Annotated in this window: 22 protein-coding genes; 15 read left to right on the plus strand and 7 right to left on the minus strand. The window is 36.6% G+C overall.

Features of this window, described 5'->3' with window-relative positions:
* Window positions 1-94: 94 nt before the first annotated feature.
* Both ACEN33_RS00445 and ACEN33_RS00450 read right to left on the minus strand, forming a co-directional pair.
* Window positions 95-553 carry an NUDIX hydrolase gene (locus ACEN33_RS00445; protein WP_407094330.1) on the minus strand — a complete coding sequence of 153 codons (459 nt, stop codon included), beginning with the start codon at window positions 551-553 and terminating at the stop codon, window positions 95-97.
* 29 nt (window positions 554-582) lie between these two features.
* Window positions 583-873 (minus strand): helix-turn-helix transcriptional regulator, encoded by a 291-nt coding sequence (locus ACEN33_RS00450; protein WP_197104493.1) that lies wholly within the window; start codon window positions 871-873, stop codon window positions 583-585.
* A gap of 214 nt (window positions 874-1087) precedes the next feature.
* Here ACEN33_RS00450 and secG point away from each other — a divergent pair, with 214 nt between their 5' ends.
* The 4 genes from secG to smpB all read left to right on the plus strand — a co-directional run bounded on the left by secG (window position 1088) and on the right by smpB (window position 5084).
* Window positions 1088-1318, plus strand: coding sequence for a preprotein translocase subunit SecG (gene secG / locus ACEN33_RS00455; RefSeq protein WP_407089223.1), 231 nt, complete (start codon window positions 1088-1090; stop codon window positions 1316-1318).
* Window positions 1319-1467: 149 nt separating this feature from the next.
* Window positions 1468-2217 carry an alpha/beta hydrolase gene (locus ACEN33_RS00460; RefSeq protein ID WP_407089222.1) on the plus strand — a complete coding sequence of 250 codons (750 nt, stop codon included), beginning with the start codon at window positions 1468-1470 and terminating at the stop codon, window positions 2215-2217.
* A 34-nt stretch (window positions 2218-2251) separates the two neighbouring features.
* Window positions 2252-4600 (plus strand): ribonuclease R, encoded by a 2349-nt coding sequence (rnr, locus tag ACEN33_RS00465; RefSeq protein ID WP_407094331.1) that lies wholly within the window; start codon window positions 2252-2254, stop codon window positions 4598-4600.
* A gap of 25 nt (window positions 4601-4625) precedes the next feature.
* A complete protein-coding gene (gene smpB / locus ACEN33_RS00470) occupies window positions 4626-5084 on the plus strand; it encodes an SsrA-binding protein SmpB (RefSeq protein ID WP_407089220.1) in 459 nt (152 codons plus the stop codon).
* A 68-nt stretch (window positions 5085-5152) separates the two neighbouring features.
* Here smpB and ACEN33_RS00475 read toward each other — a convergent pair whose 3' ends face one another.
* The 5 genes from ACEN33_RS00475 to ACEN33_RS00495 all read right to left on the minus strand — a co-directional run bounded on the left by ACEN33_RS00475 (window position 5153) and on the right by ACEN33_RS00495 (window position 7839).
* Window positions 5153-5308 (minus strand): 2-keto-3-deoxygluconate permease, encoded by a 156-nt coding sequence (locus ACEN33_RS00475; protein WP_407094333.1) that lies wholly within the window; start codon window positions 5306-5308, stop codon window positions 5153-5155.
* A 26-nt stretch (window positions 5309-5334) separates the two neighbouring features.
* Window positions 5335-5628: a 2-keto-3-deoxygluconate permease gene (locus tag ACEN33_RS00480; protein WP_407089218.1), complete on the minus strand. Its 294-nt coding sequence runs from the start codon at window positions 5626-5628 to the stop codon at window positions 5335-5337.
* Window positions 5609-5803, minus strand: a complete 195-nt coding sequence (locus tag ACEN33_RS00485) for a 2-keto-3-deoxygluconate permease (protein WP_407089217.1) — start codon at window positions 5801-5803, stop codon at window positions 5609-5611. Before ACEN33_RS00485 ends, ACEN33_RS00480 begins: the two co-directional genes overlap by 20 nt.
* A 110-nt stretch (window positions 5804-5913) precedes the next feature.
* Complete coding sequence (rnjA, locus tag ACEN33_RS00490; RefSeq protein ID WP_407094334.1) at window positions 5914-7623, minus strand: ribonuclease J1; 1710 nt, start codon at window positions 7621-7623, stop codon at window positions 5914-5916.
* Entirely contained in the window at window positions 7624-7839 is a 216-nt protein-coding gene (locus ACEN33_RS00495; protein WP_407089215.1) for an RNA polymerase epsilon subunit, read from the minus strand.
* Between the two features lie 294 nt (window positions 7840-8133).
* Between ACEN33_RS00495 and comGA the strand changes: the two genes are divergently transcribed.
* The 11 genes from comGA (at window position 8134) to ACEN33_RS00550 (ending at window position 16488) form a co-directional block, all read left to right on the plus strand.
* Entirely contained in the window at window positions 8134-9147 is a 1014-nt protein-coding gene (gene comGA, locus ACEN33_RS00500) for a competence type IV pilus ATPase ComGA (RefSeq protein WP_407093952.1), read from the plus strand.
* Window positions 9113-10168 (plus strand): competence type IV pilus assembly protein ComGB, encoded by a 1056-nt coding sequence (comGB, locus tag ACEN33_RS00505; RefSeq protein WP_407089213.1) that lies wholly within the window; start codon window positions 9113-9115, stop codon window positions 10166-10168. Before comGA ends, comGB begins: the two co-directional genes overlap by 35 nt.
* Window positions 10169-10184: 16 nt before the next feature.
* Complete coding sequence (gene comGC / locus ACEN33_RS00510; RefSeq protein WP_407089212.1) at window positions 10185-10484, plus strand: competence type IV pilus major pilin ComGC; 300 nt, start codon at window positions 10185-10187, stop codon at window positions 10482-10484.
* 5 nt (window positions 10485-10489) lie between these two features.
* Window positions 10490-10921, plus strand: coding sequence for a competence type IV pilus minor pilin ComGD (gene comGD, locus ACEN33_RS00515; protein ID WP_138404086.1), 432 nt, complete (start codon window positions 10490-10492; stop codon window positions 10919-10921).
* The gene (locus ACEN33_RS00520) at window positions 10905-11258 is read left to right on the plus strand and encodes a hypothetical protein (protein ID WP_407089211.1); all 354 of its coding nucleotides are present in this window, start codon (window positions 10905-10907) and stop codon (window positions 11256-11258) included. The genes comGD and ACEN33_RS00520 overlap by 17 nt, the downstream gene beginning before the upstream one ends.
* Complete coding sequence (locus tag ACEN33_RS00525) at window positions 11230-11667, plus strand: competence type IV pilus minor pilin ComGF (RefSeq protein WP_407093951.1); 438 nt, start codon at window positions 11230-11232, stop codon at window positions 11665-11667. Before ACEN33_RS00520 ends, ACEN33_RS00525 begins: the two co-directional genes overlap by 29 nt.
* Window positions 11668-11683: 16 nt before the next feature.
* Window positions 11684-12442, plus strand: a complete 759-nt coding sequence (locus ACEN33_RS00530; RefSeq protein ID WP_407094335.1) for a hypothetical protein — start codon at window positions 11684-11686, stop codon at window positions 12440-12442.
* 94 nt (window positions 12443-12536) lie between these two features.
* Window positions 12537-13601, plus strand: a complete 1065-nt coding sequence (locus ACEN33_RS00535; RefSeq protein WP_407089209.1) for a M24 family metallopeptidase — start codon at window positions 12537-12539, stop codon at window positions 13599-13601.
* 74 nt (window positions 13602-13675) lie between these two features.
* Window positions 13676-14113, plus strand: coding sequence for an Asp23/Gls24 family envelope stress response protein (locus ACEN33_RS00540; RefSeq protein WP_407089208.1), 438 nt, complete (start codon window positions 13676-13678; stop codon window positions 14111-14113).
* On the plus strand, window positions 14106-14567 hold the full coding sequence (gene nusB / locus ACEN33_RS00545) for a transcription antitermination factor NusB (RefSeq protein ID WP_235888761.1): 462 nt from the start codon (window positions 14106-14108) through the stop codon (window positions 14565-14567). Before ACEN33_RS00540 ends, nusB begins: the two co-directional genes overlap by 8 nt.
* Before the next feature lie 172 nt (window positions 14568-14739).
* Window positions 14740-16488 carry a DUF1002 domain-containing protein gene (locus ACEN33_RS00550; protein WP_407094336.1) on the plus strand — a complete coding sequence of 583 codons (1749 nt, stop codon included), beginning with the start codon at window positions 14740-14742 and terminating at the stop codon, window positions 16486-16488.
* Window positions 16489-16570 lie beyond the last annotated feature (82 nt).

Here is a 16570-nt window from a genome sequence, read left to right on the forward strand (position 1 = left end):
TTCATCCGTGGTAAGATGGGTGTAGGTCATTTGTGGTCACTCCTTTGTATTCTTTGGTCGGAATTACAAGTTGAGTGTACCACAAATGGCTGTTTTAGTTGTCTAGCTTAATTTTACAATCGGCGATAGTAAAAATTTGATTCACAGCGTTATGGCGGTGATGGTCATGGATGGCAATAATTCGGTCTGCTTTTCCAACCACACCAGCTTCTTCGAACAATTCTTTTTCGGCATTAGATGAGACGGTTTCTGTAATGTCCATCCAACCACCAGGAAGGGCCCAACGACCGTCATTCTCTTGGACTAAAAGGATCTTATCCTCTTTCCAAACAACCGCTCGTGTATCGACTTTGGGTGTTTGGTAGCCGTCTTCAATGTGGAATAATGCTTTGATCTCATTCATGTCGCTATCGTTTAAGGTTGCGAGCATTTGCCAACTCATCTCGCGGATTCTCTGGAATCGTTCTTTATCATAGACATCTTTTGTGTAGTGAAGACCGGTTTGGGCAAGGGCTTGCAATTCTTTTGCCCATTCTAACCATTGCTTTGACACATGAATCATTTCCTTTCAATTAGCTAGACTTATTCGTTTTCTTGGACGTGATCAACAATTTGATGAAGGATAGTGAAGACATGATCATCATCTAATTCATAAATCATTGATTTACCTTGTCGTTCCGCTTTGACTAAGCGTGAGTCTCTTAATATCTTTAATTGGTGTGATACCGCTGATTGCTCTAAATGCAAGGCTTCAACAATCTGAGAGACTGAACGTTTCTGTTCTTTGAGTAAGTAAAGAATTGATAAGCGATTATAATCACTTAGTATTTTAAAGTAGCGACTGACCGCTAGTATGTTCTCTTCATTTTGCATTTGATTACTCCATTCTTTATCAATACTCATAATTTATCATGTTTGAATTTGCTGTGTCAAAGAAAGTCGCATGGGTGATGATAATTTCGTCAGATTGCGGTTGATTGTTAATTAGGATTTACAGTATAATGATTATTAGCAGGAACATTAATTGATAATATATATAATAAATGATATTATGAGTAATGGATATTTTATAGAGGAGGTAAGACCTTTGTATCAAGTTTTACTTACAGCTTTGATTATTGTAGCAATTTTAATGATTATTTTTGTTGTTATGCAACCATCTAAGAGTAATGCAGCAAGTATGCTCGGTGGGGGCGATGACGGACAACCGAAGACACGTGCAAGAGGATTTGAAGTTTTCTTAATTCGTGCAACAACTATTTTAGGAATTTTATTCTTTGTCTTAACAATTACATTGGCTTATTTATCAAATAAATAAGTTATATATTAATTAATCAGAACAATGTTCAAAGTAATTCGTGCTTGATGGATTGCTATATGGGCTTGTTCTTTTTTTAATCTTATTAGTTTAACTATTGATCAATATCATGTAAACTTTGTTTATAAAGTTTTTGGGAGGGTTCATACTTGAAATTAAACGAAATAAAAGATGCAAAGTATTATGAAGGTGAGAATAAAGAGATTGGAATCATTTTATTCCACGCCTATACCGGCTCACCAAATGATGTGAATCTATTAGCGAGAGAGCTAAATCGCAGCGGTTACGGCGTATTATGTCCAAAATTTGAAGGGCATGCCACAAAAGATATGAATGATATTTTGAATGCAGATATTAATACATGGAAGCAACAAGCCTTGGATGCGGTTGAAGCCATGCAAGGTGAGTATGACAGAATACTTGTCTTTGGCTTGTCATTGGGCGGTATATTTGCGACATGGTTAATGTCTCAGTCAAATCTTGAAATTCAAGGTGGGGGAGTATTTAACTCACCAGTATACACTGAGAAACCAATTGATGTTGAAGTGCATTTTATTTCTTATGTTAAAGCGATATTTAAACGCTTTTCATCTGAAGATAATTACAATCAAGAGATCGACGGCATCCTCACTAAGCATAGAGACCAAATGAAGCAACTTGAAGCTTTCAAGAGCGAATTCCAAGGTCAACTTGAAAATATCGAACAACCATTTTTTATCGCACAATCAGGTAAGGATGAGATGATCAATGAAGACGATGCAGAAAAATTACAAAGTGTGTTAGTAAACGCGAAAGTGGACTTCAATTGGTTCCCAGAAAACACGCACGTGATTACGGTGAATCGAAATCGTAAAGATTTTGAAGCAGCACTTTTCGACTTTATAACAAGATTTAAATAGTCGTACAATAAATATTGTACAGAAGGAGGGCACTATGAGTTTATCAAAATTAGAACAACGAATTTTAGAATTCTTACAACAGAATCCCGATAGGAATTATCAAACAAATGAAATCGCCCAACATTTTAATTATCAGGGAAGTAAAAATTTCAAAAAATTAGTCAAAGCTCTAGCATTTTTAGAGCGAATTAATGAATTAGAAGTAACAGAAACGGGTCGCTTTAAAGCGAAAAGCACTAAAAAAGAAACGGCTGTCGGAACTTTCCGTGGAAATGATCGTGGATTTGGCTTTATTGATTATGATCCAGAGCAACCGGATTTATTTGTACCACCTGGAAAAGTTGGAAATGCCATGGACGGCGATACAGTTGAAGCAACAATTATTAAACATGTCAATCCATCAACAGGTAAAGGGTCAGAAGCTCGTGTAGATAACATTGTTGAAAGAGCATCAACTCAAATCGTTGGTGAATTTGTTGCCTATGATAAAGAAATGCGCGACTCAACTGGCTTTTTAGGCTTTGTCATTCCACAAGGAAAATTCAGCGATGAATTGAAAGTAGAAGTATTACCAGATGGCTTGAAACCAGTGAATCATTCGATTGTAATTGTTAAGATTAAAGATTACCCAACGATGGAGGAGCCAAACAATTTAACTGGTTTAGTTGCGAAAGAAATTGGTCATAAAGATGCGCCAGGTGTCGATATTCTCGCTATCTTATATCAATTCAATATTCCATCAGAATTCCCAGAACAAGTCTTAGAGGAAGCACAAGCGATTGAACAAGATATCAATCCAAAGGATATTGAAGGGCGTCGTGACTTAAGAGATGAATTAATTCTTACGATCGATGGGGCAGACGCAAAAGACTTAGATGATGCAATATCATTAAAAAGACTAGATAATGGGAACTACCGTTTAGCGGTGCATATTGCGGATGTTTCTCACTATGTGACTGAGAATTCACCGATTGATTCGGAAGCACTAGCCAGAGGGACATCTGTCTACTTAACAGATAGAGTGGTTCCGATGCTTCCACAAAGATTATCGAATGGGATTTGTTCGCTATTACCGAATGAAGATCGCTTAACTGTATCTTGTGAGATGACCATAGACTCAAATGGTCGCGTCGTTGATCAAGATATCTTCCTGAGTGTGATTAATTCTTCATATCGAATGACTTATACGGATGTGAATGGTATTCTAGCTGGTGATGAAGATTTAAGAAGAGAATGCCATGAGATATCTGAGATGCTGGATCAGATGAGCGAATTACACTTTATTCTGGAAGGTATGCGTCAAAAGCGTGGAGCGTTAAGCTTTGAAACATCTGAAGCGCAAATTATCGTTGATGAAGATGGGAAACCTATAGATATCGTTCACCGCCAAAGAGGGGTCGGAGAAAGACTAATTGAGTCCTTTATGTTAGCAGCGAATGAGACAATCGCAAGAACATATACGGAGAAAGACTGGCCGATGATTTACCGTGTCCATGAGCAACCAGATGAAGAACGTATGCAACGCTTTGCGGAATTTATAACTGCGTTTGGTGTGGTCTTAAGAGGTCGCGCTGAATCAATTAAACCAAAACAATTACAAGAAGCTTTGGATGAATTATCTGATACACCTTATGAAGAAGTGGTATCGATGATGATGTTAAGAAGTATGCAACAAGCACGTTATACGGATGAACCATTCGGTCATTACGGTTTAGCTGCCAAAGATTATACGCACTTTACTTCACCGATTCGACGTTATCCAGACTTAATGGTTCACCGTTTAATTCATAAATATTTAGAAGCAACACCAACTTCAGAGCAAAAGAGAAAGATTTCTGAAAAATTACCAGACATTGCAGAACATTCTTCTAAGATGGAGCGTCGCGCAGTAGAGGCCGAACGTGAAACGGATGCACTGAAGAAAGCAGAGTACATGTTAGATAAAGTTGGAGAACAATTTGAGGGAACTGTAAGTTCAGTGACGTCATTTGGAATGTTTATTCAATTAGATAATACAGTTGAAGGTTTAATTTCATTGCAAGAATTGAAAGATGATTACTACCGTTATGATCAACAACATTTAATTCTTATTGGTGAAAACACAAACAACGTGTACCGAATTGGTCAAAGAGTCTTAATTGAGGTTGAACGCGTAAGTGTTGAAGACCGAGAGATCGATTTCAAACTCATTGAATCGTATCCAACGGATAACAAAGATTTAGAACATGTCATCAGTGAGAATAAGAATCGTAGTGAGAAGAAAAGTCGTAAACCTAAAAGACAAAGTAAGAACAGACAATCCTTTAAACAAGTTGCGAAACAATCGTCTAAAGGGAATAATAAAAAAGGCAAGAAATTCCAAATTAGAAAACGGAAAAAGTAGCCTTTGATGTAAATGAGGGATGACTATGGCGAAACAGCAAGACAAACCATTAGCACAGAATAGAAAAGCACGGCATGACTATACTATACTAGAGACCATCGAAGCGGGACTCGTATTACAAGGAACTGAAATTAAATCGATCCGACAAGGGAAGATAAACTTAAAAGATGGATTTGTTTCAATTCGTCAAGGCGAAGCTTTCCTTAAAAATGTTCATATAAGTCCTTATGAACAAGGGAATATATTTAACCATGATCCGTTACGAAATCGGAAGTTATTACTTCACAAAAAAGAAATAGAAAAATTAGAACGCGAAGTTAAACAAAATCGCCTAACAATTATACCTTTAAAAGTTTACATTGTTAGAGGGAGAGCGAAAGTTCTTATCGGATTAGCTGAAGGAAAAAATCGATATGACAAGCGTCATTCATTAAAAGAACAACAAATGAAGCGTGATATCGACCGTGCTTTAAAGGTAAGATAATAAAAAAGTGCTTAAGATTTTCGAAATGAAAATTCTTAAGCACTTTTTTTGTTTGATCGGATTAAACTTTATGCATTCGGATGTGTATGTTTGAATTCCCAACGGGCTAAGATTGGTGTCACAATACTTGAAATAACGACACCTAATGCAATTTGTGCAGTGGCACTTTCCACATAAATAGCATATTCAGAAGCTGAAAAGGCAATCAAAGCTGGAACTGACACGGACATACTCGCAATTGAAGATATTGCTAGAGACGATACACACCATCTTCATGTAAGATTCTTTGTTCAAAAACAACTAAAATTGGGGCTAATAGGACGTAAAAGATTACTGTTAACAAGATTCCTTGTAGTCCAGATTGAAGTGCATCGAATAAATTAATTCCAGCACCGAACACCCAACCTATAAAGGGAGTTAACACCACTACACCAGCAGCTAAGTAATCTGCCATATTTTTATCAAGGTTTTCCACAATCATACCAAAGATAATCGGTACAAGCGTTGATAGAATAGGTGTCCAGTCAACTGTGGTAGCCTGCACCCGAACAGAAACAAGCTGCCCAAATGACGTAATTTAATCCACTTGGTGTAAACAAGGCTTCACTCACTCGGCTGAAGTTAGTGAATAAGTTTGGTAGAAAAGTATTCATTAAAGCTGCTAGAAGTATCGGTACTAATAATAGGCCTCCGGGAATTTTTCGCATAAAATCAGACATTATTTTAACCTTTTTTCTATTTTATTAACTTAAAATTATACTCAATTGAATCATTAGACAATTAAAGAGACAAAAAAAGTGCCAATGATTTAACATAGGCACTTCAAACATTATTTGCTACTGCGTTTACGAACACCTTTATTAACATCTAATAAAACCGGTAAAATCATAGGAGAACGTTGAGTACGTTCAAATAAGATCGGTTTGATTTGATCAAAGATAATATCACGAATTAATTTTTCGTTAACGTTATTTCCGTTTTCATTTAAACCACGGTTAATTGCAGATTTCATAGCTTGTTGAATCTCTTGAATTAAATCAACTGATTCTCTCATATAGATAAAGCCACGTGACATAATATCTGGACCACTAATGAGTTGTTTGTTTTCGTAATCAATCGTTGCTGTAACAATAACTAAACCATCTTCCGAAAGTGTTTTACGATCTCGTAAGACAATATTTCCGACATCTCCAATACCACTTCCGTCCACATAGACGTCTTGGGCATTAAAGAAGCCAGCTCGTCTTGCGCTATTCTTAGTTAAAGCAAGCATGTCACCGTTTTTCATAATGAATGTGTTCTCACGGTCAATCCCAGTTAATTCAGCCAGTTTTGCTTGGATACTTAACATACGGTATTCACCATGGACTGGCATGAAGAATTTAGGCTTCATTAGACGTAACATTAACAATTGCTCTTGTTGGCTACCATGTCCCGATGTATGAATGTTATTCACTTCACCATGGATGACGTTGGCACCAGTCTCAACTAATTGGTTAATGACACGATTCACACTTAAAGTGTTTCCAGGAATCGGTGAACTTGAGAAGATGACTGTATCATTATGTTGAATTGAAATTTGACGGTGTGTCCCGTTCGCAATTCGGCTTAAAGCAGCCATAGGTTCACCTTGAGAACCTGTACATACGATAATCATTTCTTCTGCAGGATATTGATCTAATTGACGATTATCAACAAAGATATCCAAGCCATAATCATCAATATAACCAAGTTCAATCCCAGTTTTAATTGAGTTTTCCATACTACGTCCGAAGACTGCAATTTTACGATTTGTTTTAATCGCTGTTTCTACAATTTGTTGAAGACGTGACACATTCGATGCGAAAGTCGCAAAGATAACACGCCCCTCAACACCTTGGATAATATTATGAATCGATTGACCCACAACCCGTTCTGAAAGGGTGAAAGTCGGAATTTCTGCATTTGTACTATCACCTAATAGGAGTAGAACGCCTTCGCTACCAATTTCAGCCATACGGTGAATATCAGCAGGCTCTCCTACAGGTGTAAAGTCAAATTTATAATCCCCTGTAAAGACAATATTTCCTTCAGGTGTTTTTACAACTATACCATATGCTTCAGGAATCGAGTGAACGGTTCTGTAAAAGCTAATTGACAATTTACGGAAGTTAACGACTGTATCTTCATTATATTCTGTAATTTCCGCATCACGTAATAAGCCATTTTCTTGCAGTTTGTCGCGAATTAACGCGGCTGCAAGAGGGTCAGCATAGATTGGCACATTGAGTTGTTTTAATAGATATGGAATTCCACCAATATGGTCTAAATGCCCATGACTGATAAAAAGCCCTTTAACTTTATGACGATTTTCTAAGATATATTGAAAATCATTAATTACGTAGTCAATTCCTAATAATTCATCTTCCGGGAAGAGAATTCCGCAGTCTAAAATAACAATTTCGTCTTGGAATTGGACACCATACATGTTTTTCCCAATTTCGCCTAGTCCACCAATGGCGAATACTCCGACTTCATTGTTTCTAAGATTTACTGCCATCTAGGGTTTCACAACCTCAAAGTCAGGATCGTTTTCTTTTTCATATTCTAAGAAATCGCCTGATATTTCAGTGATGTGTTCGATCATGTATGGTGTAGTTTCAGATAAATATTCACGCACTTCACTTACTGCATTCGCTTCCACGTACATAGTTTTAGTATGTTCACGACGTGGTGCTTCATTTGTTGTTTCTTGATAAAATACTTTAAATATCATTAATATTTGCTCCTTTTCATTAATTTGTTTTCAAACGAGTAGTGAATTAATTGAATTCACAGCTATAACCATTTTATCACATTCATTATTTCAAGTATATCCCAATTTAGTTAACTCATCTAAAAAGGAAAAAAACGGATGAACTTACTCCAATACTTCATATTATCCTTTCAAATCCAGAATAGTCAAATGTTTTAACCCGAAATTGCTTTTTTTAAAAAAAGTAAAAATAAAATAATGGAAATGGCCATTTTTTACGTATATATATATAGGCTAGTTTAAAGGAGTGAGATGATGATTGAAGGTGATGCTAAAAAACTAATACAAGCGGCAATCGATGAATCGGTTTCTGATATTCACATATTACCAACGAAGGAAAAGTATGTGATTCATTTCAGAGCGAATGGACGGTTAATGTTATTTCAGGAGAAGTCATTAGAGTGGGGAAAGCGATTGATTAGTCACTTTAAGTATTTAGCGAATATGGATGTAGGTGAGAAGCGAAGACCGCAATCTGGCTCCACCGCCATTGAACTTGATGCTGAATCGGTAGAATTAAGGTTTTCAACCATTACAAATGTCTTATTACTTGAGTCAATGGTTATTCGAGTTTTACAAACTCAGAAGTTTGATCATGATCAAGTTGTGACTTACTTTCCACAAGACATTGATGAGCTTCGGAAACTCACAAAAAGAAAGAGTGGGATGATTTTATTCTCAGGACCGGTGGGTTCGGGTAAGACGACGACTATTTATCAATTACTGCGTGAGCTGATTCAACATGAGGCTTTACAAATTATAACGATGGAAGACCCAGTGGAGATATTTGAAGAGCGATTCTTGCAAACGGAAGTGAATGAAAAAGCCGGAATAACTTACGATTTGCTAATCAAATCTTCTCTAAGACACCATCCTGATGTCTTGATGATAGGAGAAATTCGTGATCAAGAGACTGCGCGCATGTCGATCCGAGGAGCGTTAACGGGGCATTTAATGATTGCGACCATCCATGCTAAGAATGCCCGAGGAGTTATCGCAAGACTACAGGAGTTAAGTATTAGCGATGAACAACTCAGACAAACCTTAATTGGTGTTATTTCTCAAAGACTTGTGCCGTCCGCAATACAAAAGGATACGCACTATTCACGAGCAGCAATCTTTGAGATATTGGCTAAAGAAGCATTAAACGGCGTATTACATAATAATCACACATTAAGTCAGCACGATACGTTGAATAATAAATTACGAAAGGCTTGGGCGTATGGTTACATTGATGAAGCAACGTATACAAAATTCGAAATTATCTAAGGATATAAAAATACCTAAGAACTTGCAAGCCTACTTATTGCAAACTTTAAGTGAGTTATTGTTAGAAGGCTTCTCTATTCATCAAAGTTTAGTTTTTATGCGTGTTCTGATGAGGAAACAAACAACGGCGATTGACTATATCATTAGGCAGTTGGAGTCGGGTATTTCCTTTGAAATGTCTTTACGTGCTTTAGGTTATTCAAATTCACTCATTGCTCAATTATTCTACGCCCAACGTCAAGGAAGATTTACTGAGTCATTAGCTGATGCGAGTAAGCAATTAAAAGAGGCCCATCATTATAAGCAGAAACTTGTAAAAACCTTAGTCTACCCATTATTTTTAGCGGTGGGATTAGTTGGGATGTTATTTGCTATGAGACAATTTCTTCTACCGCAAGTCGCTAGCTTTATTTCGCAAGAAGTGTATGATGAGCAGTATTTGGTACGAGTTTTAGTTTATTTCTTTACTTATTTGCCACAGATTTTTGGAATATTACTAGCCTTCGTGATAATTATCTATGGCGGCGTTGACATGTATTTGCTGAAACAAAGTGAAATGAGACGCTACCAAATATTAACTCGAATTCCATTAGTCGAAAAATGGGTAAGAAGTTACAGTTCCTATAAAGTATCAAAAGAAATTGGGCATTTCTTTTCTGGAGGGTATTCCATTCAACAAACGCTGACAGTAATCGTCGATTATCCGATTGATTCATTCTTAAGTGAACTAGCCATTGAAATACAAGAAAGAATGTTAAAGGGTGAAGACTTAGCTGTCATTCTAGATGAGTTAGATATCTTTACAAAGGAATTACCATTAGTAATTTACCAAGGTGAGTTAACGAGTCAAACAGCACAAAAATGTTATTTGTATTCAAGGAAAGTCTATTCAGATTTGATGAACGATATTCAAGCGAAACTTACTTTAGTCCAGCCAATATTGTTCGTCCTAATCGGAATTTTAGTCATGTCGATGTATTTATTGATGATGTTACCGATGTTAACGATGCAAGGTATATGAAAGGATATGAAACATTATGAAAAAATTCAAAAAATTAAATAAAAAGGCGTTTACTTTAATCGAAATGCTTATTGTGTTGGTCGTAGTAAGTCTGCTTATGGCAATTATTATTCCAAACGTCGCAGGACAAAGAGAGCGTATTAATGAACAGGCACGTACAAATATCGAAGAAGTAATTGAAACACAGTCAAGTACGTATCAAATGGTGAATGGGTCTGAGGCACCAGATTTACAAACATTATTTGATGAAGGATACATTACTGAACGACAACTCCAAGAAGCTCAAAATTTATTAACGAATGATACTGGTAACTAATATGTATGAGTAAAAAAGGCTATACGCTCATGGAGTCCCTGGTAGTACTCGTCCTACTTTCAGCCATGAGTTTGCTACTAATGTTTCGTCCCAATATCAACTTAAGTAAGCAAATTGAAAGTCGAATCTTCTTTGATGAAGTCATGAGTCACTTAAAGCAAGCTCAACAAATAGCAATCTTACAAAAGCGACTAATTTCAGTTGAGTTTCACGCCAGTTTAAATCAGTTAAGAATTAGAGATGCTTATAGTCAAGAAAGGATTGCGACGTTGGACGCTCCTGAACATATACAGTTTCAAACACCTTATATGTTTATGTATTTGCAAGGTGGGGGTGTGGATCAATTTAGAACGATTAGTTTTTATGACTATGATCGTAATCAACGAATTTATTTAGTCTTTCAGTTAGGGAATGGTCAATTTGAATTACAAACATAAAGCCGGATTTTCAATGATAGAAACGGTGATTGGTTTTTTCTTATTTAGTTCGATGATGCTCCTCTACTTGCCGGCTTATTATAATGAATTGAGGCGGATAGAGGATGCGGCACAGACGAGTCAAGTCTGGCGCTTATTCTCTGAATTAGTGGATGTCGAATTGGATGAGCAGATAGAAGATGAGGCGAAAGCACTTGTAAGCGAACAATTAATTCTAAATTGGGAAGCGTTAAATGAAGATAACGTGAGTGAATTCGCATGTGATTTAAATTATTGTTACATATCGTTAGAAGGCGGGAGTGAATTGTATGTCGAAATTCAAGACCTCAACTTTTAAAAAAGGATTTACTTTGTTAGAAGTAATAATCAGTCTATTCGTATTGAGTTTATTCATGCATTCTCTTATGACAATCTACAATAGTTACAACACAATTGAAACAGAAATTCGCACAGATCGCAGTGCGGATTTCTTACACTTTATGACGCTGCTTGAATTAGAATTGGAAAAATATACGGTGACTGGGGTCGATTCTAACATTATTCGCATTGAAAGTACTGAAACAAAGAGAAGTAGTCGCATCATCAACCAGAACAATAAAATTTATATCGCACCCGGTCATCAACCTTTATTGTACGACGTATATTCCTGGCAAGTATTTCAAGTTGCTAACAAAGTAACTGTGACGGTAACCTTTAATAATGGACAAGTCTTTTCAGGCTTCATTTCAGTGAAACTTAATAGCTAGTTAGAGGAGTATAATGATGCGAAATAACAAACAAGGAATGGTAATGGTTTACGTTATTGTCTTTTTACTCGTTAGCCAACTCATCTATTGGGGCTTACTGAGACTGAATCAAATCAACTTAAGTCGGTATTTGAATTTTAATGATTATTACACAGCAAATATTCAAGAAGAACTTGTGATGAATTTATTGCCACTGATTGAACAGATGGACGCACAAAACTTAGAAGAAGCCATTAAGATGCGCTTTAATGAGCAGGCTATAGCTTATATGCCGAAACAAGTCTTAGATCACATTGATTCACACAAGCAATTTGGTGTCTTACAATTAACAGCTAACCAACAATACGAGCAACTATATGTCTATACTCAAGAGGTATTTCTGCAAGATGCAGCACTAGACTATTGTGATGCATTCAATGCCATCGTTTGTAGTGGCGTGATTACACGACCAGGTCAAGTTGAAGGAACCAATCCAGAACTTGAAGCTTTATGGAAGGCGACAGAGGCATCTATATTAGACCAAGGTTTCCGTTTGAGTAAAGTTGATGACTTCCTACGAACATATGATTGGACTCCAGATGATATTAGACAGTTACAAATACAAACTAATCATGGTATCACAAGCTACTCCCGAACAAATGGGGTTGAAATGCGGTCAACGGAATTAATGCCACGGAAATTTAGTCGACGAGAACAAAGTGAACAAATGCGATATAACTACTCTGTTCGTTGGAGGGGCTACCTTTTTGAGAGAGAGTTCACTGAAGATATTTAAGCCATCCCTTCATTTAAATTAATAACAGCAACAAGTTTAACATCTATGTTTTATTTGATATAATACAACTATTGATTTAGAAAGAGGGCAAAGTATGAATAATAGAATAACTGAATTAAGATTAGAAATGAAAAAACAAAACTTAGACGCATTTTTAGTAACAGCGCCTAAAAATGTACGCTACTTATCAAGCTTCACAGGATCAGCGGGATTAATAGTCATTACACCTGAACATGAATACTTTATTACAGACTTCCGATATACTGACCAAGCCAAAGAGCAAGCGAAAGGGTTTGATGTCATTATCCATCAAGGAAAAATATATGAAGAAATTAGCGAACTTCTTAACGCAGAAGACGTTAGAGCTATGGGAATTGAAGCTGATGATATGAATGTATCAACTTATTCTCGTTTAAGTGACTTATTCGAACCAATGTTAGTTCAAACATCTGGCGTCATTGAAACGATTCGTGAAGTTAAAAGCGAAGACGAAATTGAAACGATTCGCGAAGCTTGTGACATTACTGACCAAGCCTTTGAACATATCTTAACGTTTATCAAACCAGGTGTTACCGAAATTGAAGTGGCGAATGAATTAGACCGCTTCTTAAAAGGTAAAGGGGCATCAGGCATGTCGTTTGATACAATTGTTGCCAGTGGCGTAAGATCATCAATGCCTCACGGTGTTGCCAGTGATAAAGTAATTGAACACGGTGATTTAGTAACACTTGACTTTGGTTGCTACTACAAAGGTTATACTTCAGATATGACTCGTACAATTGCTGTAGGTGAAGTAGATCCGAAATTAGAAGAGATTTACAATATCGTCCTAGAAGCACATAACCGTGTAATTGCTGGAACTAAAGCAGGGATGACTGGTAAAGAAGTCGATGCCCTTGCACGTGATTACATTACCGAGAAAGGTTATGGACCAAACTTTGGTCATACAACAGGTCATGGGATTGGTTTAGATGTTCATGAAGGACCAGCGGTTGCTAGCCGAAATGAAAAACCATTAGTTGAAAACAATATCATTACCAATGAACCTGGTATTTATGTCTCTGGTTTAGGTGGCGTTCGTATTGAAGATGACTTAATTGTTAAAACAGACGGGGTAGAAAGTTTAAACCGTAGTCCTAAAAAATTAATAATTGTATAGCACTTTCTTAGAAATTCCGCTACAATAAGGAAAATGCGAACATAGATGAGTAAAGTATATAAAGGAGGGCTATTATGGCTAAAATAACCGAAGTACCATTTGAAACTCAAGCGAAAGAAAATTTAGGTGAAATTAAAATTACCACAGGTGTCCTAGAATCAATTGCCGCTCAAGCAGCAAGCGAAATCGAAGGTGTTGCCTCTAAAGTAACAGGCTTCCAAAAAGAAGTAGGAAACTTCTTAGGGATGGACCGTGACCGTATTAATACAAAAATCAAAACTGAAAACAATTCAATCGTTGTCGACGTTGAAATCCGTGTTCTTTATGGTTACTCAGTACCTGAAATTGCTATCGCAATCCAAGATAAAGTGAAAGAACAAATTCTATTCATGACTGACTTAGCAGTGACAGAAGTGAATGTTCACGTTATAGCAGTTGAAACTGAAGCTTCAGAATCAGACGCAAGTATTGTTGAAGAAGCTGTTGAAACAATTGGTGAAGCTTTTGAGTAAGAAAGTAGTGAAACGACGTGAAGTGCGTCAAGTTGTTGTCCAAACACTTTATCAGATGATTTCAGCTCACAAAGATTTAGATATCAATGAAGCTGTGGCTTATGCATTGGAAGCAGGCGTATTTCCTGAAGAAGGCTATGAAGGTATCGATAATGAATACTTTTATGAGCTCATCGAAGGGGTTCGTTCAAAAGAAACCGAAATTGATAAACTCATTGAACCTTATTTAACAGGTTGGAGTTTAGATCGAATCGCACGCATTGATTTAATTATTTTACGCGTTGCATTCTATGAAATCTTTTTCGTCTCAAAAGAAGAAGTTCCAAATAATGTAGCAGCTGACGAAGCGATTGAATTAAGTAAATTCTTTAGTGACGACAAATCACGTCAATTCGTGAGTGGTGTTGTTGCAAAAGTTTTAGATGATACAAAAGCCGAAGCAGATAACGAATAAGCACAAAACGCGATCCATTCAGTTGGATGGCGTTTTTTGCTATCTAATACTAAATATTATTCACATTTACGAAAAATGTATGAATAATATTTGCAGAAATGTCTCAAAGTAAAATAAAGAAATGTTCTGTGATATAATAAGGGTACATAAAAATTATAAATGGGGTATATAAATGAAAAAGAGATTACTATTATCAGCAATGATTGCCTTAGTCGGTGCACCATTAGCTCAACCAGTATTAAACTTTAATACAGATGGTATTCAACACGTTCAAGCACAAGAATTACAATTAGTTGCCTTAGGTGGATCATTAGATCAAAACCAAGCACAAAAAACATTACAATTGTTAGGTGCAAACGCTGTTGATTCAAGCAACATTATCTATGTTGATGGAACGATGATTAACCAATACTTACAAGACGGTTCAGGTCCAGGAACAGTAGTATACTCAAGTGCATACATCCAAGGTATGAACGAAGGCTACGGTGTTCAAGTTCAAATCGTCACACCGCAAAACATTACTGGCGTATCAGCAACAACTTACCAAAATGCTGCAATTACTGCCGGTGCACGTAACGCTCAAATCCGTATCGCAACAGTATCTCCTGTAACAGGTGAAGGAGCTTTAGCGGGTGTTTATGCGTTACTAGAGCAACAAGGTGTTGCATTAAATCCTGAAGATGTTCAAGTAGCTCAAAATGAAATTTCGTTAGTAAATGAAATTATTGATAGCGAAGGAGCAACGATTTCTGATTCACAAGTCAACCAAATGATTTCAGAAATCAAACAAGAAATTGTAAATACTAATATTAATGCTGAAAACTCAGACGTCAATGTTGATAACAGTGAAGAAACTAACACAAATATCAATAATATCGTCAACAACATTACAAACAATTACGGCGTATCTGATGAAGAATTACAACTTGCTTTAGAACAATTCGCACAAGAGTTTGCTAAAACTGAAGCGGCACAATCTGAAGATACAATTGGCCAACTTGAACAAAGTATCCAAGAAGATTGGACAGATGTGTTAGCTGGCTTAGAAGGTTCAGTTCCAGCTGAGGAATTATTAGCTGCTGAACGTGTGGACTTCTCGGACACTGAAACTTATCACCCAATCTTACAAGCATTCTCGGATGAACTATATCGAGTGATTGAAGCTGGTGAAGTTGTTGACCGTGTTTATAGCGATACATTTATCTTTGAAGCAATGCCTCCAGATTTAACATCTGAAGAAAAATCTGCTTTAAACCACTTAAGAACAGTAATGTATCAATACGCTGCGAACCAAGATGAATTTATTGCATCTGGTGAGTATCAACCTGGTTTTACAAGCATTAAAGAAAACTGGACAAACAAATTAAACGCTTTTGAAGGCTTAAAAGCATCAGATCCAGTTCAAGCAGAAATTATTTCACGCTTAGCGATTGCTACTGGTCGCGCACCGCAAGTGTATAACTATGTGAATCCAACTCAAGAAGGAACTGTTATTTCATTAGAAAACATGTGGGATAATCCAGCGGGCAACCAAGCTGATTTCACAATATATTCATTTGACGTTGCGACCGACGAGATGAGTGAATTAGATGTTGTAACGAATGAGATGGTTCCATTACAAGCTGCTTACGACTTTAACGCTATCTACGGAGTTTCTGTAGAGAACTTATACCAATCACAAGTTGAAATTCCAACAGACTACACTCTTCCTGGTTATGTTCCAGAAGAATCAGAAGTAGAAGAAACAAGTTCAGAAGAAGAGACAAGTGAAGATGAAGTTTCATCTGAAGAGTCACTTCCAGAAGACGTTCCTTCTGAGGAAGTTCCAGTTGAAGAAGAGCCAGGTGAAGACTTATCAGAAAGTGAAGCAACTGAAACGGAAGAACAATCTGTAGAGGAATTAACTGATACTGTTGAATAATCAACCAGTTAGATTCTCAATCACAATTCAATAAATAAGCATCGAACTTTAAATATTATTAACTCAGCTAATTTGCTGAATA

It is taken from the genome of Ruoffia sp. FAM 24228 (assembly GCF_045528575.1).
GTDB classification, from domain to species: Bacteria; Bacillota; Bacilli; order Lactobacillales; family Aerococcaceae; genus Ruoffia; species Ruoffia halotolerans.

What these genes read in the sequence shown, in the direction of transcription:
- ACEN33_RS00450 (WP_197104493.1), bottom strand. Translation starts at nt 873, where the DNA reads ATGCAAAATGAAGAGAACATACTAGCGGTCAGTCGCTACTTTAAAATA.
- rnr (WP_407094331.1), top strand. Translation starts at nt 2,252, where the DNA reads ATGAGTTTATCAAAATTAGAACAACGAATTTTAGAATTCTTACAACAG.
- smpB (WP_407089220.1), top strand. Translation starts at nt 4,626, where the DNA reads ATGGCGAAACAGCAAGACAAACCATTAGCACAGAATAGAAAAGCACGG.
- ACEN33_RS00485 (WP_407089217.1), bottom strand. Translation starts at nt 5,803, where the DNA reads ATGTCTGATTTTATGCGAAAAATTCCCGGAGGCCTATTATTAGTACCG.
- rnjA (WP_407094334.1), bottom strand. Translation starts at nt 7,623, where the DNA reads ATGGCAGTAAATCTTAGAAACAATGAAGTCGGAGTATTCGCCATTGGT.
- ACEN33_RS00495 (WP_407089215.1), bottom strand. Translation starts at nt 7,839, where the DNA reads ATGATATTTAAAGTATTTTATCAAGAAACAACAAATGAAGCACCACGT.
- comGA (WP_407093952.1), top strand. Translation starts at nt 8,134, where the DNA reads ATGATTGAAGGTGATGCTAAAAAACTAATACAAGCGGCAATCGATGAA.
- comGB (WP_407089213.1), top strand. Translation starts at nt 9,113, where the DNA reads ATGAAGCAACGTATACAAAATTCGAAATTATCTAAGGATATAAAAATA.
- comGC (WP_407089212.1), top strand. Translation starts at nt 10,185, where the DNA reads ATGAAAAAATTCAAAAAATTAAATAAAAAGGCGTTTACTTTAATCGAA.
- comGD (WP_138404086.1), top strand. Translation starts at nt 10,490, where the DNA reads ATGAGTAAAAAAGGCTATACGCTCATGGAGTCCCTGGTAGTACTCGTC.
- ACEN33_RS00525 (WP_407093951.1), top strand. Translation starts at nt 11,230, where the DNA reads ATGTCGAAATTCAAGACCTCAACTTTTAAAAAAGGATTTACTTTGTTA.
- ACEN33_RS00530 (WP_407094335.1), top strand. Translation starts at nt 11,684, where the DNA reads ATGCGAAATAACAAACAAGGAATGGTAATGGTTTACGTTATTGTCTTT.
- ACEN33_RS00535 (WP_407089209.1), top strand. Translation starts at nt 12,537, where the DNA reads ATGAATAATAGAATAACTGAATTAAGATTAGAAATGAAAAAACAAAAC.
- ACEN33_RS00540 (WP_407089208.1), top strand. Translation starts at nt 13,676, where the DNA reads ATGGCTAAAATAACCGAAGTACCATTTGAAACTCAAGCGAAAGAAAAT.
- ACEN33_RS00550 (WP_407094336.1), top strand. Translation starts at nt 14,740, where the DNA reads ATGAAAAAGAGATTACTATTATCAGCAATGATTGCCTTAGTCGGTGCA.